The 24385-nt window shown below is 60.2% G+C and carries 21 protein-coding genes and 1 riboswitch; of the genes, 17 read left to right on the forward strand and 4 right to left on the reverse strand.

The genetic code is table 11. From position 1 onward, the window contains the following. The first annotated feature begins 392 nt into the window (after positions 1 to 392). The 5 genes from ACR9ZQ_RS26575 to ACR9ZQ_RS26595 all read left to right on the forward strand — a co-directional run bounded on the left by ACR9ZQ_RS26575 (position 393) and on the right by ACR9ZQ_RS26595 (position 6676). Positions 393 to 3521: a helicase-related protein gene (locus ACR9ZQ_RS26575; protein ID WP_310385218.1), complete on the forward strand. Its 3129-nt coding sequence runs from the start codon at positions 393 to 395 to the stop codon at positions 3519 to 3521. Positions 3522 to 3523: 2 nt separating this feature from the next. Further along, a complete protein-coding gene (locus ACR9ZQ_RS26580; RefSeq protein WP_310385216.1) occupies positions 3524 to 3928 on the forward strand; it encodes an RNA-binding S4 domain-containing protein in 405 nt (134 codons plus the stop codon). A 195-nt stretch (positions 3929 to 4123) separates the two neighbouring features. Then, positions 4124 to 4462: a ferredoxin FdxA gene (gene fdxA / locus ACR9ZQ_RS26585; RefSeq protein WP_007825445.1), complete on the forward strand. Its 339-nt coding sequence runs from the start codon at positions 4124 to 4126 to the stop codon at positions 4460 to 4462. A 397-nt stretch (positions 4463 to 4859) separates the two neighbouring features. Continuing rightward, positions 4860 to 5432, forward strand: coding sequence for a CarD family transcriptional regulator (locus ACR9ZQ_RS26590; RefSeq protein WP_007825443.1), 573 nt, complete (start codon positions 4860 to 4862; stop codon positions 5430 to 5432). A gap of 380 nt (positions 5433 to 5812) precedes the next feature. After that, positions 5813 to 6676 (forward strand): RNA polymerase factor sigma-32, encoded by an 864-nt coding sequence (locus tag ACR9ZQ_RS26595; RefSeq protein ID WP_007825441.1) that lies wholly within the window; start codon positions 5813 to 5815, stop codon positions 6674 to 6676. A gap of 53 nt (positions 6677 to 6729) precedes the next feature. Here the strand turns inward: ACR9ZQ_RS26595 and ACR9ZQ_RS26600 are convergent, their stop codons facing one another. Both ACR9ZQ_RS26600 and ACR9ZQ_RS26605 read right to left on the reverse strand, forming a co-directional pair. Next, the gene (locus ACR9ZQ_RS26600; protein ID WP_310385213.1) at positions 6730 to 8274 is read right to left on the reverse strand and encodes a M48 family metalloprotease; all 1545 of its coding nucleotides are present in this window, start codon (positions 8272 to 8274) and stop codon (positions 6730 to 6732) included. Positions 8275 to 8656: 382 nt separating this feature from the next. Next, positions 8657 to 10201, reverse strand: coding sequence for an MDR family MFS transporter (locus tag ACR9ZQ_RS26605; RefSeq protein WP_481429056.1), 1545 nt, complete (start codon positions 10199 to 10201; stop codon positions 8657 to 8659). A gap of 117 nt (positions 10202 to 10318) precedes the next feature. Between ACR9ZQ_RS26605 and ACR9ZQ_RS26610 the strand changes: the two genes are divergently transcribed. The 6 genes from ACR9ZQ_RS26610 to ACR9ZQ_RS26635 all read left to right on the forward strand — a co-directional run bounded on the left by ACR9ZQ_RS26610 (position 10319) and on the right by ACR9ZQ_RS26635 (position 15506). Continuing rightward, the gene (locus tag ACR9ZQ_RS26610) at positions 10319 to 10843 is read left to right on the forward strand and encodes a MarR family winged helix-turn-helix transcriptional regulator (RefSeq protein ID WP_113319833.1); all 525 of its coding nucleotides are present in this window, start codon (positions 10319 to 10321) and stop codon (positions 10841 to 10843) included. A 91-nt stretch (positions 10844 to 10934) separates the two neighbouring features. Then, a complete protein-coding gene (locus ACR9ZQ_RS26615; protein ID WP_481429057.1) occupies positions 10935 to 11609 on the forward strand; it encodes an OmpW/AlkL family protein in 675 nt (224 codons plus the stop codon). A gap of 121 nt (positions 11610 to 11730) precedes the next feature. Continuing rightward, positions 11731 to 12387 (forward strand): thiamine diphosphokinase, encoded by a 657-nt coding sequence (locus tag ACR9ZQ_RS26620; RefSeq protein ID WP_481429058.1) that lies wholly within the window; start codon positions 11731 to 11733, stop codon positions 12385 to 12387. Positions 12388 to 12390: 3 nt separating this feature from the next. Then, on the forward strand, positions 12391 to 14211 hold the full coding sequence (locus tag ACR9ZQ_RS26625; protein WP_481429059.1) for an ABC-F family ATP-binding cassette domain-containing protein: 1821 nt from the start codon (positions 12391 to 12393) through the stop codon (positions 14209 to 14211). Between the two features lie 105 nt (positions 14212 to 14316). Then, entirely contained in the window at positions 14317 to 14715 is a 399-nt protein-coding gene (locus ACR9ZQ_RS26630; protein ID WP_113319829.1) for a VOC family protein, read from the forward strand. Positions 14716 to 14876: 161 nt separating this feature from the next. Then, on the forward strand, positions 14877 to 15506 hold the full coding sequence (locus tag ACR9ZQ_RS26635) for a hypothetical protein (RefSeq protein ID WP_481429060.1): 630 nt from the start codon (positions 14877 to 14879) through the stop codon (positions 15504 to 15506). Positions 15507 to 15561: 55 nt separating this feature from the next. Here the strand turns inward: ACR9ZQ_RS26635 and ACR9ZQ_RS26640 are convergent, their stop codons facing one another. After that, complete coding sequence (locus ACR9ZQ_RS26640) at positions 15562 to 17403, reverse strand: ABC transporter ATP-binding protein/permease (protein WP_481429061.1); 1842 nt, start codon at positions 17401 to 17403, stop codon at positions 15562 to 15564. Between the two features lie 147 nt (positions 17404 to 17550). Next, positions 17551 to 17628, forward strand: a riboswitch (SAM riboswitch). Between the two features lie 47 nt (positions 17629 to 17675). Here ACR9ZQ_RS26640 and metA point away from each other — a divergent pair. From metA to ACR9ZQ_RS26670, 6 genes are all read left to right on the forward strand, one after another. Next, the gene (gene metA / locus ACR9ZQ_RS26645) at positions 17676 to 18599 is read left to right on the forward strand and encodes a homoserine O-acetyltransferase MetA (protein ID WP_310385199.1); all 924 of its coding nucleotides are present in this window, start codon (positions 17676 to 17678) and stop codon (positions 18597 to 18599) included. A gap of 140 nt (positions 18600 to 18739) precedes the next feature. Then, positions 18740 to 19762 carry an aldose epimerase family protein gene (locus ACR9ZQ_RS26650; RefSeq protein ID WP_481429062.1) on the forward strand — a complete coding sequence of 341 codons (1023 nt, stop codon included), beginning with the start codon at positions 18740 to 18742 and terminating at the stop codon, positions 19760 to 19762. 116 nt (positions 19763 to 19878) lie between these two features. After that, positions 19879 to 20652: a GntR family transcriptional regulator gene (locus ACR9ZQ_RS26655; RefSeq protein ID WP_310385194.1), complete on the forward strand. Its 774-nt coding sequence runs from the start codon at positions 19879 to 19881 to the stop codon at positions 20650 to 20652. Then, positions 20649 to 21680: an SIS domain-containing protein gene (locus tag ACR9ZQ_RS26660; RefSeq protein WP_481429063.1), complete on the forward strand. Its 1032-nt coding sequence runs from the start codon at positions 20649 to 20651 to the stop codon at positions 21678 to 21680. The genes ACR9ZQ_RS26655 and ACR9ZQ_RS26660 overlap by 4 nt, the downstream gene beginning before the upstream one ends. Then, entirely contained in the window at positions 21680 to 22831 is a 1152-nt protein-coding gene (gene nagA, locus ACR9ZQ_RS26665; protein WP_481429064.1) for an N-acetylglucosamine-6-phosphate deacetylase, read from the forward strand. The genes ACR9ZQ_RS26660 and nagA overlap by 1 nt, the downstream gene beginning before the upstream one ends. Before the next feature lie 13 nt (positions 22832 to 22844). Continuing rightward, on the forward strand, positions 22845 to 23573 hold the full coding sequence (locus tag ACR9ZQ_RS26670) for an SIS domain-containing protein (protein ID WP_037101955.1): 729 nt from the start codon (positions 22845 to 22847) through the stop codon (positions 23571 to 23573). 129 nt (positions 23574 to 23702) lie between these two features. Here ACR9ZQ_RS26670 and efp read toward each other — a convergent pair whose 3' ends face one another. After that, a complete protein-coding gene (gene efp / locus ACR9ZQ_RS26675; RefSeq protein ID WP_037101953.1) occupies positions 23703 to 24272 on the reverse strand; it encodes an elongation factor P in 570 nt (189 codons plus the stop codon). Positions 24273 to 24385 lie beyond the last annotated feature (113 nt).

Genomic DNA, 24385 nt, shown 5'->3' on the forward strand with positions numbered 1-24385 from the left:
GTCTCCGATTCGTTCCGGCTTTGGTCGAAGCGTTAATTTCGGGCTTGACCTTTGCGCCTTTACGATGCGGCAAGAAGCGTTAATCGCGGTTGCCAGCATTTGTTCTCAGGCGAGTCTGCAGATTCAGCATCTAGTGTAAAAAAGCGATTCAAAATCAATACTTAGCCGTGAACAAAAGCTGAATCCGCCGGAGTCAGCGATTCGTCTCCGATTCGTTCTCAAGCTGTTCCGAATCTTAAATCAAGGACTTAGCGGGCTGTGACTTCCGTGCTCAATCCCAAGTCTATTTCAAATCTGCCCTTGCGTTTGAAGCTTCGGCTGTCCATGTGTTCTGTGCCTCATTCGCAGCTCCGACTTGACCCTGGGGCGTCACCGCCTCACTTGCATGGAATATGACCCTGACTTCGCAGCCGATGATACTGAGCGGGCGCGGCGTGACCGCGGTGCTCGGGCCGACCAATACCGGCAAGACCCATTATGCGATCGAACGCATGGTGGCGCATGGGACGGGTGTCATCGGCCTGCCGCTCCGCCTGCTGGCGCGCGAAGTCTATACGCGCGTGGTCGAAAAGGTCGGCGCCCACAACGTGGCGCTGGTGACCGGCGAAGAAAAGATCTCGCCGCCGAATGCGCGTTTCTCGGTCTGTACGGTCGAAGCGATGCCACGGGAAACCAAGGCAGCCTTCGTCGCCATCGATGAAGTGCAGCTCGCGGGAGATCTCGAGCGCGGCCATATTTTTACAGACCGCATCCTGCATCTGCGCGGGCGCGAGGAGACGCTTCTGCTGGGTGCTGCCACCATGCGGCCGATCCTGCAGCAGCTTCTGCCGGGGATTACGGTCACGGAGCGGCCGCGGCTTTCCCACCTTCTCTATGCCGGGCAGAAGAAGATCACCCGGCTGCCGCAGCGTTCGGCAATCGTCGCCTTCTCGGCGGACGAAGTTTATGCGATCGCGGAACTGATCCGGCGCCAGCGCGGCGGTGCGGCTGTCGTGCTCGGAGCGCTCAGCCCCCGCACCCGCAATGCGCAGGTAGCGCTCTATCAGGAGGGCGACGTCGAATATCTCGTCGCGACCGATGCGATCGGCATGGGTCTCAATCTCGATGTCGACCATGTGGCCTTCGCGCAGGACCGGAAGTTCGACGGGTATCAATTCCGCAACCTCAACCCCGGCGAACTCGGCCAGATCGCTGGCCGCGCCGGCCGTCATGTGCGTGACGGAACCTTTGGAGTAACCGGCCAGGTTTCACCCTTCGACGAGGAACTCGTGCAACGCATCGAGGGCCATGAGTTCGACAATATCAAGGTTCTGCAGTGGCGTACCAAGGATCTCGATTTTTCCTCGATACAGTCCCTGCGGGCAAGCCTTGAGACCGGCCCCCGCGTGCCGGGTCTGACCCGGGCGCTGCCGGCAGTCGACCAGCAAGCGCTCGAACATTTGTCGCGCTATCCGGAAATTATTGATCTCGCTAGCACGCCGGCGCGGGTCGAAAAGCTCTGGGAGGCTTGCGCTCTGCCGGACTATCGGCGCATAACGCCTGCGCAACATGCCGATCTTATTTCTACCCTCTTTTCCGATCTAGTGCGCTATGGCACGGTGAACGAGCAGTTTCTAGCCGAACAGGTTCACCGTTCGGATCGGACAGATGGAGAAATTGACACGCTTTCGGCGCGAATCGCGCAGATAAGAACCTGGACCTATGTATCGAATCGGCCCGGCTGGCTTGCCGATCCGACACACTGGCAGGAAAAGACGCGGGAAATCGAAGATCGATTGTCCGATGCGTTACATGAAAGGTTGACGAAACGCTTTGTTGATCGCAGGACATCTGTGCTCATGAAGCGCCTGAGAGAGAATGCGATGCTGGAAGCTGAAATCAGTGTGAATGGCGATGTCTTTGTTGAAGGACATCATGTGGGGCAGTTGACCGGGTTCCGTTTCACGCCTGTTGGGGGAACGGACGGGCCGGATGCCAAGGCGGTTCAGGCTGCGTCGCAGAAGGCGCTTGCTCTCGAATTCGAAGCTCGTGCCGCACGCTTGCATGCCGCAGGCAATGCCGATCTGGCGATCGGATCGGATGGACTCGTCCGGTGGCTCGGCGATCCTGTCGGCCGCCTTTCGGGCAGCGATCATGTGATGCGTCCGCGTGTCATCCTGCTTGCCGACGAGCAGCTCACGGGCAATGCGCGTGACCATGTCGCCGCCCGTATCGAGCGCTTCGTCAATCATCATATCAGCACGGTGCTGAAGCCGCTCGACGACCTGTCGCGCGCCGAAGACCTGCAGGGCCTTGCCAAGGGGCTTGCCTTCCAGCTCGTCGAGAATCTCGGCGTGCTCTTCCGCCGCGACGTGACGGAAGAAGTGAAGTCTCTGGATCAGGATGCGCGCGCTTCCATGCGCCGATACGGCATTCGCTTCGGCGCTTATCATATCTTCGTGCCTGCGCTTCTGAAGCCGGCGCCGGCGGAGCTCATCACCCTCCTCTGGGCACTGAAGAATGACGGTCTCGACAAGCCGGGCTACGGCGATCTCATTCCGGTGCTCGCCGCCGGCCGTACCTCTGTGGTCACCGATCCGAGCTTCGAGCGTATGTTCTACAAGCTCGCGGGCTTCCGTTTCCTCGGCAAGCGCGCCGTGCGCATCGACATCCTGGAGCGTCTTGCCGACCTCATCCGTCCGCTCCTGCAGTGGAAGCCGGGTCAAGGCACGCGTCCCGAAGGCGCCTATGACGGTCGCCGTTTCACGACGACGACGGCGATGCTATCCATTCTCGGCGCGACGCTCGAAGACATGGAAGAGATTCTCAAGGGTCTCGGCTACCGCGCCGATGCCGTGAAGGCCGAAGAGGCAGCCGCATTCCTCGCAACGCAGGATGTAGCATCCGCTCCGGCTGCAGCGGTGACTGAGGCTGCAGCAGAGGAAACGGCTGAAAAGGCCGACCACGATGACGCAGACGGCGCTTCGGAAGAAACGCCCGCTGTCGAAGCCGCACCTGTAGCTGAGGAAACGCCTGCAGTTACCGAAGACTCGGCTGAGGCGGGCGAAGCTGCAGAGCCGAAGCCGGTTCTCCTGTGGCGCCTCGGTGGCCGCAACGAAAACCAGCGCCAGGCGCGCGGCCATGGCGACCGCCGCGGCGGACAGGGCCAAGGCCAGGGTCAGGACCGCGGTGAGCGCAACAATCGCCGCCAGGGCGGTGGCGAAGGTGGCGAGAGCCGGGATGGTAATCGCAACAACAACCGCAACCGGGATGGCAATCGTGACGGTAACCGGGAAGGCGGCAATCGTGACGGCGGCAATCGTGATGGGGGCAGGCCTCAGCACGCGCGTAATGACCGCAACGAGCAGCGCGGCGACCGGCAGGACCGCAAGGATCGTGGCGATCGCAACGACCGCAACAACAACCGCGGCAATTCGCAGCCGCTGCGCTTCGAGGCCAAGCCGCCGCGCAAGGAGAAGCCGATCGATCCGGATTCGCCGTTTGCCAAGCTTGCAGCGCTCAAGGAGCAGATGAAGAAGTAGTCATGAGCGGAGAGACACAGCCAGGGAGCGGTTCGCGCCAGCGCATCGACAAATGGCTGTTCTTCGCACGTATGGTGAAATCGCGCTCGCTGGCGCAGAGCCATATCCAATCCGGTCACGTCAGCATCAATGGCGCACGCTGTGCGCAGCCGAGCCAGATGGTCAAGGTGGGCGATCGCGTTGAGCTGAGGCTGGAGCGGCGGGATGTCATTCTCGTTGTCCGGCTGCCGGGCGAGCGGCGCGGACCCTATGAGGAGGCGAAGCTGCTCTATGAGGATCTGTCGCCGCCTCCGGATGTGGCAAAACGCCTCACGCCCTATGAGCTGGCTATTCGGGCCACCGGCTCCGGAAGACCGACGAAAAAGGAGCGGCGCGCAATCGACAGGCTGATGTCGGATGAGGATTAGAAAACTCTTCCTGCCGTCAGCTTTTCGAAGATCGTTTGTCCTTGAAATCCTGCTGTAAAGCCGATACGTGACACACAACCTGCCGGGTAGCGTGCTTGCCTTCCCAAGCCTGTCCACGCTTTCTCTCCGGCTTAGGGGACAGGCGCGACGTTCCAGGTTGCCCGGCCCCGCCCGCGTGGAATCCTGGAGTTCTTCATGACCTATGTCGTGACCGACAATTGCATTCGCTGCAAATATACCGACTGTGTTGAAGTCTGCCCCGTCGACTGTTTCTACGAGGGCGAGAATTTCCTCGTCATCCATCCCGATGAGTGCATCGATTGCGGTGTTTGCGAGCCGGAATGTCCGGCCGAGGCGATTAAGCCCGATACCGAACCGGGTCTCGACAAGTGGCTGAAGATTAACGCTGAATATGCGAGCATCTGGCCGAATATCACGGTCAAGAAAGAGCCGATGGCCGAGGCCAAGGAGATGGACGGCGAGACCGGAAAATTCGAGAAATACTTCTCGGAAAAGCCCGGCAGCGGCGACTGAAAATTTCGACGTGCGGTGCCGATGAAACCGGGTTCAGCCGCAGGTTAAACGTTTCAAATTACGCGTGAGTCACATGGGGGCTATGTGTTGCCCACATGACTCACGTTAAGCAAATTATTGATTTCCTCATATTTTTGTGATACGTTCACCACACTGTTCCATTTGTGGCATGACGCATGCCCAAAACCATCACGAAAGTAAAACAAATCCGTACGCGGTTTCCGTGACATATCAATAACTTGAGCTGTCGGATCCCAAGATCGCGCGCAAGGATACCTTTTGCTTCTGTCTGGTGGAACCAGAGTGAAGTCACCCGACGGATTTAACCGTCTCATCCGGGCCTGACTGACCCGGCTCCGGCCGCCGCCGGTAGCGTAACAGGGAGTTTTTGATTAGAATGACCACCCAGCAGAAAAAACCTTCTACCGCACGTCACGGCTTCAAGACTGGTGAATCGATCGTGTACCCCGCACATGGCGTCGGTACCATCACGGCTATCGAAGAGCAAGAAGTCGCCGGCATGAAGCTTGAACTTTTCGTCATCGATTTCGAAAAGGACAAGATGCGGCTGAAGGTCCCGGTCGCGAAGGCCATGAGCATTGGCATGCGTAAGCTTTCCGAGACCGATTTCGTCGAGCGCGCCCTCAAGGTCGTGCAGGGCAAGGCTCGCGTCAAGCGCACCATGTGGTCCCGTCGCGCTCAGGAATATGATGCCAAGATCAATTCCGGCGACCTGATTTCCATCGCAGAGGTCGTTCGCGATCTTTATCGTGCCGAGAACCAGCCGGAACAGTCCTATTCCGAGCGTCAGCTCTATGAGGCTGCTCTTGACCGCATGGCTCGCGAAATCGCTGCCGTCAACAAAATGTCTGAAACCGAAGCAGTTCGCCTCGTCGAGACCAATCTCAACAAGGGTCCGAAGCGTGGCAAGGTAATCGAAGAAGACGACTCGCAGGACGAAGCCGCTTAATAGCGCATTGTTTTTGCTGATGAAAAAACCCGGCCTTGGTGCCGGGTTTTTTATTGGAACTTTTTCGCCGCTACGACGTTCATACACAGTAGTGCGGACATGACCGGAGCCCATAAAGCTCGGTTTGACTTCCGCCGAAGCTGTCAACGTTCGATGAGGAGAGGATCATGATTTCCAGAATTTGCCTTTCCGGCAATCTCAAGAAACAGATCCAATCCTGCCGTCTTGGCGGCACATGACGAGAGATAGGGCCTCCTCCTGAAAAGTCCAGGAGGAGGCCTTTATGCATTCAAGACCCTAGTTTGCTCCGGCGCAGCGATGTTCCGGAAACGATGTTTGCTTGTTCATTTTTAGGCACGTGGCCCATTTAGGAGAGCGATATGAAGAACATGTCTGCAGATCGGCGCATGATCAAAATAGCAATGGCGGCTCCCTATCTTGCCCGTGAAGAAGAGCATAACCTGGCCATTCGTTGGAAAGATCATGAAGACCGCGGCGCCCGCAACCAGATCGCCATGGCGCATATGCGCCTCGTCATTTCCATGGCAGGCAAGTTCCGCAATTTCGGCCTGCCGATGAGCGATCTCGTACAGGAAGGTTATGTCGGGCTTCTGGAGGCCGCGGCCCGGTTCGAACCGGCGCGCGATGTGCGCTTTTCCACGTATGCAAGCTGGTGGATCCGCGCCTCGATCCAGGACTATATCCTACGCAATTGGTCGATCGTGCGCGGCGGTACGAGTTCGGCGCAGAAGGCACTTTTCTTCAATCTGCGGCGCCTGCGCGCCAAACTTGCCAAGGGCGATACGCAGCTGACACTGCAATCCATTCATCAGGAAATCGCGGCTGCCCTCGGTGTCAGCCTTGCTGACGTGCAGACCATGGATGCGCGCCTTTCCGGCAACGACGCCTCGCTGCAGGCGCCTTCCGTATCGGGTGATGCCGACAGTGCAGAAAAGATGGATTTCCTCGTCAGCGACGAACCGCTGCCGGATGAGCAGGTCTCGAACATGATCGACGGCGAACGCCGTCGCGTCTGGCTTGCCTCTGCCCTCAAGCATCTCAATGAGCGTGAAATGAAGATCATCAGCGCGCGCCGGCTGGCTGAAGACGGGGCGACACTCGAAGAGCTCGGCGCCGACCTCGGCATTTCCAAAGAGCGCGTGCGCCAGATCGAAAGCCGGGCGATGGAAAAGCTTCGTACGGCGCTCGTCAGCGCCGATCCGCACATGGCAGCCTATGCCTGACAGGAATTACTCCCCAGCAGCACAGACTGGCCCGGCATAAGCCGGGCCTTCTTTTATTCGGAGATAATCTTCACGCGGTCGCCGGGAGAAACGGCAGCGCCCGTCGGCAGGGCGTTGATCAGTTTGAAGAGATCGAGCTTGCGATCGGTACCCATCATGCGGGAAGCGAGCGTGGTGATGTTCTCGCCAGGGCGGACTGTGACCACCCGCACGCGAAGCGGCTTCAGCGAAGCGGCTTCGTCCGGCGTCATACGGCGGAAGCTTGCGCGCAGAACGTCTGCCGTCGGCTCCAGCGACGGGCTGCCTTTCGGCACCGCCGTCAGGAAGCGGAAGATCTGATTGTTGTTTCTGATGACCGTGACATCGAAGTCCCAGCGGTCGGCAGTGGCGCGCGCGGTCGCAGCCTCCATGCCATTGACGTTGATCGGCTGGATGGTCGAGGGATCGAGGCCGGTAACCCAGCCACTGGAAATGTAATTCGTCAGGCTCTGGTTCTGGTTGTCGGCCACGCCGTCAAAGCGGATGGCGATATCGTTCGGGCCGGTTGCCATGACAGCTTCGACCTTGTTGTCGATGCTGAAGTCGGGCGGCACGTCGAAGCGGATGCCGAGGCCGCCGTGCAGGAAGGTCTGGCCGCGTACATAGCCCTCTTCCGGGCTGTCGCCGTAGAGAAGGCCGTCGATGCCATCGAGATAGTAGTCACGGCCTTTATCACCGACGGAGCCTTCCTGGCCGAAGGCGCGAGCGTGGGTGCGGGCAAGCTCGATGCGCTGGGCGGAATTCGGATGGCTCGACAGGAAGTCCAGGCTCTGGTCGGCCTCGGGATCGACCGACATGAAGCGGCTGTAAGCGGCCATGGAGTCGAGGAAACGGGCTGCGGCATAAGGATCATAGCCGGCTTCACCGAGCATGCGTACGCCGATGACGTCGGCCTGCAGTTCCTGCTGACGAGAGAAGGCGGCCAGACGCAGCTTGCCTCGGGCAAGCGCCTGTTTGCCGGCTATATCGCTAGACAGCACTTCGGCGACGACACGGCTGGCAATGACTTCCGCCTCTTCACGCTTCTGCCGCTCGATGCCATGGTTTGCGGTGACGTGGCCCATCTCGTGTGACAGCACGGCCGCGACTTCCGAGGCATCGTTGGCGAGAGCCAGCAGGCCGCGGGTGACATAGAGATAACCGCCCGGCAGCGCGAACGCGTTGATAGCGGGCGAGTTCAGGATGGTGATGCGATAGGACTGGCTCGGATTTTCCGAGACGGCCGTCAGCGCGCCGGCGATGCGGGCGACGAGGCGCTCGGTCTTGGCGTCCTTATACTCGCCGCCATAACTTGCAACGATGCGCGGATGCTCGCGGGCGCCCATGGCGGCGCGCGGGTCGTTCTTCTGCACTTCATCGACGATTTGCGGATTGGACGAAGGGCCCACGGTCGGCTGATAGGATTGTTGGATCAACGACTCGCAGCCGTTCAGCGCAACGGCGCAGGCCGACAGCAGCAGGAAACGGCGCGCCCAACGGCGCGGCGCGAAAAAGGCATCACTGGAAAGCGCGGGCGATTTCCACGTCGTCATGCTGTCCAGTCTGTCTCTCCGCACCATTTTAAGTCGCCGGTCTGCCGCATCTTCGGGCCGGCCGTTGCCAGAAAAATTCAATAGGCTTCCGCCTCGGTTCTCGCGCTGCACAATCGGCCGATCCAAGTCTTTGCTGTAGCCGATTTCCGCATGGGTTGCATAGCGAGACTTTATCTAAATGTGGCGCCGTTGCATTTCGGCAATGCCCCGCCTGTCGAGGCACTTCTCGCTCCGATGAAATTATGGCGAAAGTTCCATCGCGAGTGCAGATTCCGGCTGCACTGCGGAAAAAATCGGTCAGTACGGCGACCGATGCGGGCACGCGTAACATTCGCGCGAATAATACAATTAATGGTGGTGTTTTCGAGCCGACTAAATTGAAGAGGCGCGGAGGCCGCGCGCTCTGTGCTTACTCCGCGGCTTCGGCGGCGGCGGCGGTGGTCTGGCTGGTCTTCTGTTCGCCGGCGCGGGGGAGCTGCACCGGCTTCAGCATGATGGCGGCGATCAGACCGATCAAAGCGATGCCGCAGGAGGTCATGAACAGCGGCGAGAAGGCGGAGGCGTAAGCATTAGCCACCGCCTGACGGCTGGCTTCGGGAAGTGCTGCCATCATCTTCGGCGTCAGCTCCTCGATATTGGCCACCCCCGGGATGGAGGAGCCGAGCCTGCCGAGCTGCGATGCAATGATTGCACCGTAAATGGAGATGGCAATCGAGGCGCCGCCCATACGCGACAGCGTGACCGAGCCGGTCGCAGCACCCACATCGCGGGCCGGTGCGGCATTCTGAACGCCGATGACCGGAACCTGCTGGGCAAGGCCGATACCGATGCCGTGCAGCAGCATGATCGCGCCGATGAAGGCAATCGGTGTGCCGGCGTGAACCTGTGAGATCAGTGCAAAAGCGATGGCGCTGCAGGTGAGGCTGGCAATTGCGAAGGGCTTGTAGCGGCCTGTCTTCGAAATGATGCGGCCGGCATTCAGGGAGCCGCAGACGAGACCGCCTGTCAGCAGAATGAAGAGCAGACCGGCGCCCGACGGCGAAAGGCCTGTCGTCGTCTGAAGGAACAGCGCGAGGTAGTTGACCATGCCGATGGCGATTGCGCCGCCCATGATCGAGATTACCAGCAGCAGGCTGAAGGTGGAATTGCGGAAGAGCGCCAGCGGCACGATCGGCTCCGGCGCGCGACGTTCGACGAAAACCCAGGTGATGGCGCAAACGACACCGAAGGCGATTATGCCGATGCTCTGCGGCGAGATCAACGCACCGAAAAGCTCGCTGCTGTCGGTCGCAAGCACGATGCTGGTTGTCGTCAGCGCCAGCAGGAGTGCGCCGGCATAGTCGATCTTCGGCCGGCGATGCGGCTTACGGTAAGGCAGCATGAAGGCGAGGCCGGTAAGCACGATGAAGCCGATCGGCACATTGACGAGGAAGATCGAGCGCCAGCCGAAGAGATCGCTCATCGTGCCGCCGAGGACCGGGCCGATGGCGCCGGAGGCCATCAGTACGAGGCTGGAATAGCTCTGGTAGCGGGCGCGTTCGCGCGGCTCGAAGAGGTCGGCATTGACGGCGAAAATCGAAACCATGATGCCGCCGCCGCCGAAGCCCTGCAGCACGCGGGCGGCAATCAGCGTGTTCATCGAGACGGCGAGACCGCAGACGGCGGAGCCCACCGTGAAGATCGCGATTGCCGTCATCATCACATATTTGCGTCCGAAGAGATCGCCGAGCTTGCCATAGAGCGGCATCACGGCGCTGAGCGCCAGCAGATAGGCCGAACCGATCCAGCCGAAGCGGTCCAGATGACCGAACTCGCCGACGATGGTCGGCAGTGCGGTGGAGACGATCTGGTTATCCAGCGTCGCCATGAACATGGCGGTCATCAGGAAGAAGAAGAGGATGAGCCGCCGACGGGGATCCGTTACGAGCGGTGCGGGGGCAAGTTGCATATCCATGGGATGGGCCATTCTCGTTATATGGATATATTATGTGCTAATGTCATATATTTGTCAAGGGCACATTATTGACATTGGCATATTTTATTTTGAGCTCCGGTCTGTTATGATTCCGTCATGAACGAGACCTTGACCAAGACAAGAACGACAGAGCTTGATGATCCTTTGGACAGTGTGCCGCGCATCGGCCGCACCATGACGCGCATGCGAATGATGACGGGCCGCCGGCTGATCGGCCGCCTGGCGATCCAGAGCGTGGCACCGGATCTGGAACTGTCTCATCTCGACGTACTCGATGCCGTGCGCCGCGCACAGGAAAATGGCGAGGTGACGGTCGGCGCCATTGCCGAGATGCTACGCATCGACCCGTCGAGGGCAAGCCGCGTCGTGTCCGATATGGTGGGCCGCAACGTCCTGCGCCGTGAGGCTTCGCAGGCGGATGCGCGACGTATCGTCGTCGTCATGACTCCGCTCGGGAAGGATCTGCTGGCGGAAATCCGGGCCCAGAAGCTCGCCTTCGTTTCCGAGGTTGTGCGGGACTGGCCACAGGAGGAGATCGACACTTTCTCGCTGCTGTTCGAGAAATTCATCGGCGGCTACGAGGCGATCTTCCTTTCGCGCGACAAGGATACGCCGGGCTAAGAAAATAGTCCGACGTTTGATCTCGCTCAAGCCGACCCATCCAAGGCAAGCCTAAGTCTCTCCTCGTTCGACGTCATCAGGAGAGATTCACATGAAACATCATCCGCTTCGGCTGAGGGGTATTTTTACCGCTATCGTTTTCGCATCCTTCGGGCATGCGGCGCTTTCGGCCGATCTGGCGCCTTCGGCGGGCTCGCCAATGGCGACGCAAAGCCCATGGCAGGTACGTCTTCGTGCGCTTGGCGTGATCACGCGCGACAACGGCTCAGTCGATGGGATTCCCGGATCCGATCTGTCCTATTCGGACACGGTGATTCCGGAAGTGGATATCTCCTATTTCTTCACCGACAATATTTCCGCCGAGCTCGTTCTCGGCACGACCTATGCCAATGTGCATGGCGAAGGCTCGGTTGCCGGCCTCGGGGAAATCGGCAAGACGTGGCTGCTGCCGCCGACGCTGACGCTGCAATATCATTTCACCGATTTCGGTGCCTTCCAGCCCTATCTCGGTGCCGGTGTGAACTACACTGTCTTCTACAACCAGTCCGGCAAGAGCGCCGACAGCCTCGATGTGAAGAACACGTTCGGCGTCGCGCTGCAGGCCGGTTTCGACTACATGTTCGATGAGCATTGGGGTGCGAACCTGGATGTGAAGAAGATCTTCCTGCGTCCGGATTTCGATGCGACCGTCGGCGGTGCCGATGTCAGTGGCAAGGCGAAACTGGATCCCTGGCTGATCGGCGCTGGTGTCACCTATCGCTTCTAGAGCATTTGATTGAAGCAATTCCGGTCGCAAAACCGCTGCATGCTTTTGCGGGAATTGCTTTGAGGGAAAGGCACCGGATATCCGGCGCCTCTTCCCCTTCCCCCCGTTTGCGCTATGGGCAATGCCCATGAGCCAATCCACCTTCACCATCCTGCTCGGCGGGGCACTCAGCCTGACGGATCGTCTGCGCGACGCCGTGCGGGAAAGCCGGTTCATCGCGGCCGATGGCGGCATGCGGCATGCGGCGGCGCTGGGCGTGGTGCCGGAACTGTGGGTTGGCGATTTCGATTCGACACCGCCCGATCTCGACCGCGCTTTTCCTGACGTACCGCGCCAGCCCTATCCAGCCGCAAAGGCTGCGACGGATGGTGAAATTGCCGTTACCGAGGCGATCGAGCGTGGTGCCAAACGCCTGATCCTTGCGGGTGCGCTGGGCGGTGAACGGTCCGACCACGCCTTGCAGCATCTTCTCTACGCCGTGGAGCTGGCGGAAGAAGGCTTCGACATGCTGCTGACCTCGGGCAGTGAGGAGGCCGTGCCTTTGCTTCCCGGCTCGCTGAAGATCGATCTTCCGCCGGGCAGCCTGTTTTCCGTGCCAGGTTTCAGCGAGCTGCGTGGCCTGTTCATCGAAAATGCCCGCTATCCGCTCGCCGACTTCCATTTGCCCTTCGGCTCGTCGCGCACCATTTCCAATGTGGCGGAGGGGCCCGTGCGCTTCACGCTTGCCAGCGGCAGGGCCATCGTGCTCGCGCGGCCCTATGATCTTTCCGGAGTCTGATACTTGGCGCCTCCCATTCTGAAACTCGACGATATCTTCCTGAGCTTCGGCGGTGCACCGCTTCTGGCGGGGGCTACCCTGCAGGTGGAGTCCGGCGACAAGATCTGTCTCGTGGGCCGCAACGGCTCAGGCAAATCGACGCTTCTGAAGATCGCCGCCGGCCTCGTCGACGCGCAGTCGGGTGAGGTCTTCCGCCATCCAGCGTCCACGGTGCGCTATCTGGAGCAGGCGCCGGATTTTGCCGACTTCCAGACTGTGCAGGCCTATGCCGAAGCCGGTCTCGGGCCGGGCGACGATCCCTATCGCGTCAGCTACCTGCTCTCGCATCTGGGGCTGACCGGCGAGGAAAATCCCAAGAACCTTTCTGGCGGCGAGGCGCGCCGCGCAGCACTTGCGCGCGTACTGGCGCCGGAGCCCGACATCCTGCTGCTTGACGAGCCAACCAACCATCTCGACCTGCCGACCATCGAGTGGCTGGAAGGCGAATTGCAGAAGACGCGCAGTGCGCTGGTGCTGATCTCGCACGACCGCCGCTTCCTCGAAAAGGTCTCGACGGCCACCGTCTGGCTCGACCGCGGCACGTCTCGCCGGCTCGACAAGGGCTTTGCGTTTTTCGAGGCGTGGCGGGACCAGGTGCTGGAGGCAGAGGAGCTGGAGCAGCACAAGCTCGGCAAGGCGATCGAGCGGGAAGAACACTGGCTGCGCTATGGCGTGACGGCACGACGCAAGCGCAACATGCGCCGGCTTGGCGAGCTGCAGACGATGCGTTCGCAGTATCGTGGCCACAAAGGGCCGCAGGGAACGGTACAGGCAAGCGCTTCCGATGCGCAGGAATCCGGCAAGCTGGTGATCGAGGCCGACAAGATCACCAAGAGCTATGACGACCGGCCGATCGTCGCGCCGTTCTCGATCCGCGTGCATCGTGGCGATTGCATCGGTCTCGTCGGCCCGAACGGCGCCGGCAAGACGACGCTTTTGAAGATGCTGACCGGCCAGCTTGCGCCCGACAGCGGTACGGTGAAGCTCGGCACCAATCTTGATATCGCGACCCTCGACCAGAAGCGTGAGGATCTGAACCTCGACGATACGCTTGCCAACTACCTGACGGATGGGCGTGGCGAGAACCTGCTGGTCAATGGCGAGCAGCGGCATGTGACCGGCTATATGAAGGAATTCCTGTTCCAGCCGGAGCAGGCGCGCACGCCGATCAAGAACCTCTCCGGCGGCGAACGCGCCCGGCTGATGCTGGCGCGCATCCTGTCGCGGCCGACGAACCTGCTCATCCTCGACGAGCCGACCAACGATCTCGACATCGAGACGCTTGACCTCTTGCAGGAGATCGTCACGGGTTTTGCCGGCACCGTCATCCTCGTCAGCCACGATCGCGACTTCCTCGACCGGACGGTGACCTCGACGATTGCGCCGGCCAATCCGGAAGCGCCGGACGGGCGCTGGATCGAATATGCCGGCGGCTATTCCGACATGCTGGCGCAGCGCAAGGGTGCAGCCGAGGAGCGCCGCAGGGCCGAGAAGGCGGCGGAAAAGCCTAAGGCGCAGGAGACGGCTGCCGCACCTTCTGCCTCGAAGGTCAAGCTCTCCTACAAGCAGAAATTCGCACTCGAAAACCTGCCGAAAGAAATGGCCAAGGCAGAGGCGGAGATCGGTAAGCGTGAGGAGAAGATGGCCGATCCGAACCTCTTCACCAAGGACCCGGCAACCTTCAACCGGCTGGCATCCGAGATGGAGAAGCTGCGCGAAAGCCTGACCAAGATGGAAGAGGAATGGCTGGAACTCGAAATGCTGCGCGAGGAGCTGGAAGGCTGATCCGATAAAAATTTCCTGAAATGTCGGATCGGGTGGTTTTTCTCCGTCCTTGGGCCGAACGTGATCAACGGCACGGTGCCGCCACGTCATTAGGGAGATTTTTTCATGCGCATGATTTTCGTGAACCTGCCGGTCAAGGACCTCGTCAAGTCGAAGGAATTCTTCTCGGCGCTCGGCTTTTCCTACAATCCGAATTTTACCACCGACGATGCTGCCTGCATGATTGTCGAGGAAAACATCTATGTGATGCTGCTGACCCACGGTCATTTCCAGCAGTTCATCGAGGGCGATATCGCCGATACGACGAAGGGCAAGGAAGTGTTGACCTGCCTTTCGGCCGGTAGCCGCGACGAGGTGGATGATTACCTCAAGAAGGCGCTGGCAGTGGGCGGCAAGCCCTGGAAGCCGATCCTCGATATGGGGCCGATGTATGGATGCAGCTTCCAGGACCTCGACGGCCATGTCTGGGAAATCATGTACATGGACATGTCTGCTGCCGGTTGAGCCGGTCTTTTCAAAGGTCTTTCGCGGACTCCGGCGTCTGGAACCGGATTGTCGGGGTCCGCTTTCCTCACTTTTCCTTGATTCGCCCGCGCCGCGTCATGCGGCATAGAGTGCCGCTCAGCTGGGGATCGTGCCGATCAATGGCGACAAGGAAGAGTTACATGTCTTGCAAATCCTATACCAGAATATTGACGGCGCTTGCCGCCAGCGGCTTCGTCGTGCTTAGCCTTTCGCAGGCGGCGATTGCTCAGGAAAACCAGCGCGTGCGCGTTCGTGGCACGATCGAGAGTCTCAACGGCGACACGCTAACCGTCAAGACCCGGGAGGGCAGCGATGCGACGGTGGCGCTCAAGTCCGGCTGGAAGGTTGCGGGTATCAGGAATGCTTCTGTCGATGATATCAAGGTCGGCGATTTCGTTGGTGTCGCCTCCTTGCCGAAGGGCACAGGTCCCGATGGCGCGATCGAGGTGCTGATCTTCCCGGCCGCGATGAAGGGCACCGGCGAAGGCAGCCGTCCGTGGGACGTGCAGCCGAATAGCTCGATGACCAATGCGACCGTCAGCAATGCGGTAAAGTCTGTCGACGGCCACACGATCACGCTCACCTATCAGGGCAAGGAAAAGACCATCTCGATTGCCGAGGGCACGCCGATCGTTACCTTTGCGCCGGCAACGAAAGATGATCTGAAGCCGGGCGCCGGCGTTATCGTCATGGCGGAAAGGGCAGCCGACGGCAGTATCTCGGCCGCTCAGGTCGCCGTCGGCATCAACGGCGTGATGCCGCCGATGTAAGCTCTCCTGGAGCAATTTCAGCCAAACCGCTGTGTATTTCTTCTACTGGAATTGATCAGAGCGCCGGGGCAGGAGCTGCCGCGGCGCTTGATCCTGCGACGGATGCTACCGGTTCTTCATCGGATTTCGAAGGCAGCGCCAGCAGATGCAGTATGCGCGGATGCAGCGCTTCCAGATAGGTCTCCGAGCGGCCGATATAGATCATGCCGGTGTCCGGCATCGTGGTAAGCAGCTTCGTCATAGTGCGCTGCCATTCCGGCTCCATGCCTTCGAGCACTTCGTCGAAGACGGCCCAGCGCGGCTTGACGAGGAGCAGGCGGGCAAAGCCGATTGCCTTCTGTTCATCGGCATCGAGAAGCTTGTCCCAGCGCGCGCGGCTATCGAGGCGGGCGACCAGCGAATGCAAGCCGGCAGCCTCAAGCGCGGCTTCGATGGCCGCGGTGTCATAGGCTTCGGGTTTTTGGGGGAATGCGATCGCCTCGCGCAGCGTTCCACCCGGCACATAGGCAACCTGGGGGATGAACAGGATGTCGTCAATCGGCGGCAGGCCTATTGTGCCTTTGCCGCAGGGCCAGAGGCCGGCCATGGCCTGGAAGAGCAGGCGGCGGTTCACGCTGTGATCGCCGTTGATCATGACCTTTTCGCCGGCCCTGATCGTCACATCCGTTTCGCGCATCTGGAAGCCGCCGCAATCGTCGATATCCTCGCCAAGCTTGGCAACGATGACGATATCCTTCAGCGTCAGCCTGTCGGGCGCGGTTTCCTCGTAGACGATTGCGTCCTTCAAATCGAAGCCATCATCCATCTCCTGAAGCGCCTGGCGGAAATCGGTGACGCGCATCAGCGTGGCGCGCCATTCGGCAATCGGGCCGAAGTTGGCAACATACCAGCGCAGTGCCGTATTGACCTGGTTGAAGGCGCCAACCGACATCATCAGCTGGCCGAATGTGAGGCCGCCGGAGAAATAGGCGGGGGCTGCAACAATAATCGGGATAACGATAACCAGCCAGCCATAACCCGCCGAGACCCAGGTCAGGTTGGTATTGGCCATGGCGAGCCGCTTGATGACGGTAAGGACGTTGCTGATATCGCCGTTGATGCGTTTGCGCTCGTTCTCTTCGCCACGCGCCACTGTTATCGCCGGCATGTTCTCGTTGGCATGCATCAGCGCAAAGCGCAGTTCGGCTTCCTTCGAGAATCGGTCGGCATTGAGCTTGACGAGCTTGCGGCCAACGACCTGGCTCAATAGTGAGGCCGATGCGGCGTAGAAGATCGCCGCCCAGACCATATAGCCGGGGATGGTGAAGCTGTGGCCGCTGATATGGAAGATGAAGCCGCTCGAAAGTTCCCACAAGACGCCGATGAAACTGACGAGCAGAATGGTCGATTGCAGGAGGCCGAGAGCGAGGTTGGTGGTGCTTTCGGCAAGATTGCGGGAATCTTCGTGAAGGCGCTGGTCCGGGTTAACGCCGAGGATGCCGATGGTGGAGAGCTTGAGGGCGCGCTTGCGCTCCAGCCACTGATCGACGAGATCGCGTGAGAGGCCTTCGCGCATGTAGAGGGCGGTCATCTGGTTCAGCCATGCCTGCAGCACGTTGAGCAGCAACAGCGCACCGGCGATCATCGCGAAGACTTCGAGTTGGCGGAAGAACTCGCCGAGATCACGACGCTCGAGGGAATCGTAGAAAGGGGCGTTCCATTCGTTGAGGATCACCTGTCCATAGGCGGTCATCAGGATGATGACGACAAGCAGGATCGCAAGTCCCACGACCTTGCCGCGAACCTGCGAATTCCAGAATGCGGAGAACATCACTCCAAGCCGATATGTCAGGCTGAGATCATACCCCACCCGGTCCTGACTCTGGATGCCCTTCCCCCCTTTGACGTCATTTTTCATTATTTTTTCCAAAATCGCCCATCACACCATTAATAACATGGGGGCGTTACTGGTCCATCAACAGATTCCACCACCCATAAAGAAAGCGTGATGGCTTGTGCAGCTGTCTCTATTGACAGTTGATTCGCAGCGCGACTGGCGCTAATTAGGATGCCTCGTGGTGATTTGGCCGGCCGGCTTGCAGCCACGTTAAATAAATCGCTAAAGGGCCGCGTGCGGACCGGTAGCGATTCTTTCGCCGCCGGTTTTTTATTTTGATCGAGTTGACCGCAATGCCCATCAAGATCCCCGATACGCTGCCCGCATTCGAAACCCTCGTGAACGAGGGCGTGCGGGTGATGACCGAAACGGTGGCGATCCGCCAGGATATCCGCCCCTTGCACATCGGGCTGCTCAACCTCATGCCGAACAAGATCAAGACCGAGGTGCAGATGGCGCGCCTGGTGGGCGCTTCGCCGCTGCAGGTAGAACTCTCGCTGATCCGTGTCGGCAACCACAAGGCCAAGAACACTTCTGAAGAACATCTGCTCGCCTTCTACCAGACCTGGGAGGAAGTGAAGCACCGTAAATTTGACGGCTTCATCATCACGGGCGCGCCGATCGAGACGCTGCCTTACGAGGACGTTACCTATTGGAAGGAAATGCAGCAGATTTTCGACTGGACGCAGACAAACGTCCATTCGACCATGAATGTCTGCTGGGGTGCGATGGCGGGGATTTATCATTTCCACGGTGTGCCGAAATATGAACTGAAGGAAAAGGCCTTCGGCGTTTACCGCCACCGTAATCTCAAGCCCTCTTCCGTTTATCTCAACGGTTTCTCTGATAATTTCGAGGTTCCGGTGTCGCGCTGGACCGAGGTGCGCCGGGCCGACATCGAGAAGGTCGACGGCCTCGAGATCCTGATGGAATCGAGCGAGATGGGCGTGTGTCTCGTCCACGAGCCGAAGGGTCGGCGGCTTTATATCTTCAATCACGTCGAATATGATTCCACGTCTCTTTCGGACGAATATTTCCGCGACGTGAATGCTGGCGTACCGATCAAGATGCCGCACAACTACTTCCCGCATAACGATCCGGCGCTCGCGCCGCAGAACCGCTGGCGCAGCCATGCGCATCTGCTTTTCGGCAACTGGATCAATGAGATCTACCAGACGACGCCCTACGATATCGAAGAGATCGGCTCGGACATCTGAGCGTCACCGGTCCGGTTTAGAAATGATGCCGTCGCATTTCTGCGACGGCATTTTGTTTTCCGGCCCTGCCCGGTTGCGGTTTGCGGCGAATGGGGGCAGGTTCCGGTTCCTGAATTCTAGGGATGGAGTAAGCGTCGATCATGACGGACAAGTTGGAACGGGAAGTTTTCGGACAGACGAAGGACGGGGAGACCGTCCATCGCGTCGTCATCCGCGGCGGCGGACTGACGGTCAAGGTATTGAGCTGGGGCGCAGTAATCCAGGATATCAGCCTCGAGGGCCATAATGCCCCGCTGGTGCTCGGCTTCGAGGATTTAGGCAGCTACCTCGCGCATTCGCCTTTCTTCGGCGCGACACCGGGACGCTGTGCCAACCGCGTCGGCGACGGCAAGTTCACGCTCGACGGCAAGGACTACCAGCTCGAACTGAACGAGAAGGGTGTCACTCATCTTCACGGCGGCAGCAACAATATCGGTACGCTCGTTTGGACGATCGTCGAGCACGAGACCGACCGTGTCGTGCTGAAGATCGTCGATCCCGATGGCCGCGCCGGTTATCCCGGCAACTGCACGATCCAGGCGACCTATCGCGTACATGGCAATGGCGAGCTTTCCGTCAACTACGAGACGACGACGGATCAACCGACGATCGCCAATGTCTGCCAGCACTCCTATTTCAATCTCGATGGCCGGGAGGATGCGCTGGCGCATGACATCATGATCGCTGCCGACCACTATCTGCCGACCAATGAGAAGCAGATACCGACCGGCGAGATCCGCTCTGTCGAAGGCACCGCGTTCGATTTCCGCGCGATGGCGCCGATGAAGCGTTTCGTCGACCAAGAGCAGGCGCTCTACGACCATAATTTCTGCTTCTCGAGCGAGCGCACGGCCAAGCGCTCCGTCGTACTTGCCCGCAGCCTTCATTCCGGCGTCTCTCTGGAAGTGCGCACGACCGAGCCTGGCGTACAGTTCTATGCCGGCTTCAAGCTCGGCGTGCCGGTGCCGGGTCTCGGTGGCCGCAAGTATGCGCCATTCGCAGGCTTCTGCCTGGAAACGCAGATCTGGCCCGACGCCATCAATCATGCAGGCTTTCCGAACGCGGTTCTGCGTCCAGGGGAGGTGCTGCGGCAGGAAACGGATTACATCTTCACGAAGAACTGAGATCAACCATCCGTCAGGATCAATGAAAACCCTCGCGGTGTCCCGCGAGGGTTTTTCTTTTTGATGAAGCGAATCCGCCTTGCCGATTGGTTCTAAATAGGTTCTATTATGCGTCCATGGATAGAACCAGTCTGATAGCGGAACTGAATGGCCGTGGGCTGCGCGATGAGGCGGCAACGGGGCCGCTTTACAAGCGGCTGGCGCAGGCGCTCACGGGCCTCATCCAGGAAGGCCTGCTGAAGCCCGGAACAGCGCTGCCCGGCGAACGCGATCTGGCGGAAGCCCTGAAGCTTGGCCGCGTGACGGTTCGGACAGCCTATCGCGATCTTATGACATCGGGTGCGCTGGAATCTCGCCACGGCAGCGGCACCTTCGTTTCCAGTAAGGTGGAGCGCATGGAGCAGTCGCTCTGGCGGCTTTCCTCCTTCTCGGCGGACATGCGCTCGCGCGGGCGCTCGCCGGCGGCGAAGATCCTGTCGCGTACCATCAACAATCCGTCTCCCGAAGAATCCTTCCTGCTCGGCCTCGGTGTCGATGAGCCCGTGCTGCGGCTCGACCGCCTTCGTCTGGCTGACGGGCTGCCTCTCGCCATCGAACGCGCGGTCGTGCCGGTCAAGTTTCTCGGCGAGGATGCCGGCGGAGAAGGCTCGCTCTATGATGCGCTCGCCCAGAGCGGCCACAAGCCGGTACGCGCCATGCAGCGGCTGACCGCCGTCACGCTTGATCCTTCATCGGCGGCTATCCTCGATGTCAAGGCCGGTGCGCCGGCGCTTCTGATCGAACGCGTTTCACGCCTGGAAGACCAGCGCGTCGTTGAATACACCCGCTCGCATTATCGTGGCGACGCCTATGATTTCGTCGCCGAACTGAGAATTGGAGATGACCTATGAGTGAGAACCAGTCGTTGATGCTGCAGGAGGCGGGCCAGTCGCCCGAAGTGGTCGCTACCCTGCTCGATAAGGAAAAGCCGGTCTTCGCAGAAATCGCCCGGCTGTTCTCGTCCGCCCGTCCGAGCGTCGTCACGACAGCGGCGCGCGGCTCCTCCGACCATGCGGCGACCTTCTTCAAATATCTGTTCGAGATTACCTGTGGCGTGCCGGTCGCCTCGATCGGGCCGTCTATTGCTTCAGTTTATGGTGCCTCCCTGCATCTGAAGGGCGGCATCCATTTCACCGTTTCACAGTCTGGCGCGAGCCCTGACATCGTGGCGCTGCAGGAAGCGGCCAAGAAGGGCGGGGCGACGACGATTGCCGTCGTCAACGTCACTGACAGCCCGCTCGCCAAGCAGGCCGATCTCGTTCTTGGCCTCAATGCCGGTGCTGAAAAGAGTGTTGCGGCGACCAAATCCTTCATCGCATCTGTTGCCGCCCTCGCTGGCGTGACGGCTGCGATCAGCGGCAAGGCCGATCTGCAGGCGGCGCTCGAGAAGCTTCCGGCCGCTCTTTCCGCGACGTCCGGCATCGAAACCAAGGCAGCCGAGGATGTGCTGTTCAATGCCGCCTCACTTTATACCGGCGGCCGCGGCACGGCTTTCGCCATCGCTCTCGAGGCGGCCCTGAAGGCCAAGGAGACAGCTGGTCTTCACGCTGAGGCCTTCTCTCTTGCGGAACTGATGCACGGCCCGATGCGCCTCGTACAACCTGGCTTCCCGATCATCGGTTTCGTGCCTGAAGATGCCGCCTACGACAACAATGTAAAGGCGCTGGAGCGTCTGCAGAAGCTTGGCGCTACCACCGTGCCCTTTTCGACGAAGCCGCTCGCCGGCGTCAATCTGCAGGTTCCGACGACCGGCAACGGTCTCGTCGATCCCCTGGTTTCGCTACTCGTCTACTATCGCCTGATCGAGTCCGTCACCCGCCGGAAGGGCTTTGATCCGGACAAGCCGGCCAACCTTCTCAAGGTGACGGAGACCGTCTGATGACCCGCAAGATCTTCACCGGCGCGCGTATCTTCGATGGCGAACGTTTCCATGACGAACGGGCGCTGATCGTCAAGGACGGACGCGTCGAGGCGATCGTCGGCCTGAATGATCTGCCCAAGGGCGAGGTCGTGACACTTGATGGAGGCGTGCTGTCTGCCGGCTTCATCGATGCGCAGGTCAATGGCGGTGGCGGCCGCATGCTGAACGACGAGCCGTCGCCGGGTTCGATGTACATGATCGCCGATGGGCATCGGCCGTATGGAACGACGGCGCTGCTGCCGACGCTGATCACCGATACGGCCGAAGCGACGGCTGCCGCGATCGAGGCGGCGAAAGTCGCGGTGAAGACCAACCGTGGTGTTGCCGGCCTGCATCTGGAAGGTCCGCATCTGGCGCCGGCGCGCAAGGGTGCGCATCTCGCCGAGCTGATGCGTCCGGTCGAGGACAAGGACGTCAAGGGCTTTATCGCCGCGCGCGAGGCGATCGGCACGCTGCTCGTCACCATGGCGGCGGAGCAGGTGACAGTTTCGCAGGTGCGTGAACTGAGCGAATCGGGTGTCATCGTCAGTATCGGTCATTCCGACAGCACCAGTGAGGCGGCGGAGGCCCGCTTCGATGCCGGGGCTCGCGGTGTGACGCATCTCTTTAACGCCATGAGCCAGCTGGCGCACCGCGCGCCGGGGCTCGTGGGTGCCGCGATCGACCATCCGGCCGTCTGGTGCGGCATCATCGCCGATGGCCACCACGTTGATCCGAAGGCGCTGCGCACGGCGCTGCGTGCCAAGCGCGGCGAGGGCAAGCTTTTCTTTGTGACCGACGCCATGTCGCTGGTCGGCTCGCAGATGGATACGTTCACGCTGAACGGCCGCACCGTGCGGCGCGAAAGGGGCGGCTTCTGTTCGAAACTGGTCCTTTCGGACGGCACGCTAGCGGGTTCGGATGTCGACATGGCTTCAACGATCCGCTACGGCGTCACCTATCTGGAACTGACGCTTGCCGAGGCACTCAGGATGGCGACGCTCTATCCGGCGCGTTTCCTTCGGCTTGCCGATCGCGGCCACCTTTCGCCAGGCGCGCGCGCCGATCTCGTGCATTTCACCGATGCAATCGAAGTGACGGCGACCTGGCTAAACGGCGAAGCGGCTTGAAGGAGAGCGGCGGATGAGTGACATCACGGACGCGTATTTCTCCAATCTGATCGGCCGGCTGGAAGAGTTGAAGCGGGCACTGGCCGAACCAATGGCGCAGGCCGCCGCTGCGATCCTTGAGGCTGCCCGTGGCGACAAGCGTGTCTATGTCTTCGGAACCGGCCATTCGCATATGCTGGCGGAAGAGGTGCATTACCGTGCCGGCGGACTTGCCTTTACCGTGCCCGTTCTCGTCGGCTCGGCCATGCTGCATGAGGGTGCGGTCATCAGCTCGGTCTATGAGCGCACCCAAGGGCTGGTGCGGCCAATGCTGGAGCGTTACGGCATGCAGCCGGGTGATGTGATCATCATCGCCTCCAATTCAGGCGTGAATGCCGCGCCGATCGAGGCGGCCGACTACGCGCGCGAGATCGGCGCCAAGGTGATCGCCATCACCTCGATCGCCTATTCGACGGCGATCGCCAATGGGCGCCGGCGGCTTGCCGATGTGGCCGACGTGGTGCTGGATAACGGGCTGCCGCCGGGTGACGCCGTTCTTGATCTCGATGGCACGGGCCTTCGGGTCGGGCCGGTCTCGACGGCTGTGGGCGTCACCGTCATCAATGCCATCTTTGCGGATGTCGCCTCCGAGCTTTCGAAATCGGGCGATGCGCCTGTTTACCTCAGCGCCAACATGCCGGGTGCTGCAGAAATCAATCAGAAGCTGGTGAAGAAATACCGGCCGCGTAACCCGCATCTCTGAGCAGGAGGCCGGCGTTTTTGCCGGTCGTTGTCTATTGGCGCTGCCGGAAGCGAATGAGTATTTCCGATCAAATGAAAACGGCCCGAAGCGGTTGCTTCAGGCCGTCCGAATGTCTGGAAACTGATGCAATCAGTTCTTGGCGCGCTCGACGTAGGAATTGTCTTCCGTTGCAATGACGACGCGGGTGCCGGCATCGATATGCGGCGGAACCAAAGTGCGGATGCCATTCGACAGGATCGCCGGCTTGTACGAGGAGGATGCCGTCTGGCCCTTCACGACCGGTTCGGTCTCAACGATCTCGAGGGTGACGTGGCGCGGAAGTTCGAGCGCCAGCGGAATACCTTCGTGGATCGACAGGATGCAGGTCATGCCTTCCTGGAGGAAGGCCTTCTGGTCGCCCATGGTGTCAACGTCGACGACGACCTGATCATAGGTGGCCGGGTTCATGAAGTGGAAGCCTTCGCCGTCTTCATAAAGGTACTGGAAGTTCACATCTTCGACGAAGGCGCGCTCGACCTGCTCGGTGGTGCGCCAACGCTCGGAAACCTTCACGCCGTCAACGATGCGGCGCATGTCGACCTGGGTAACCGGCGTGCCCTTGCCCGGGTGGAAATTCTGAGCCGTGAGAACGACGTAGAGCTTGCCGTCGACATCGAGAACGTTGCCCTTGCGGACCGAAGAGGCGATGACCTTGACCATAAGACTTCCTTGTAAGTCGGCTTTCGGCGTCGTAGAGGACAGTCAGAATGGCCCTGAAGACGCAAAATGTTTTTTCTTCGGGGCGGCACTAACCTAAAATCGTGTAAATAGCC

This window comes from Rhizobium sp. KNZ14-9A (assembly GCF_056755015.1).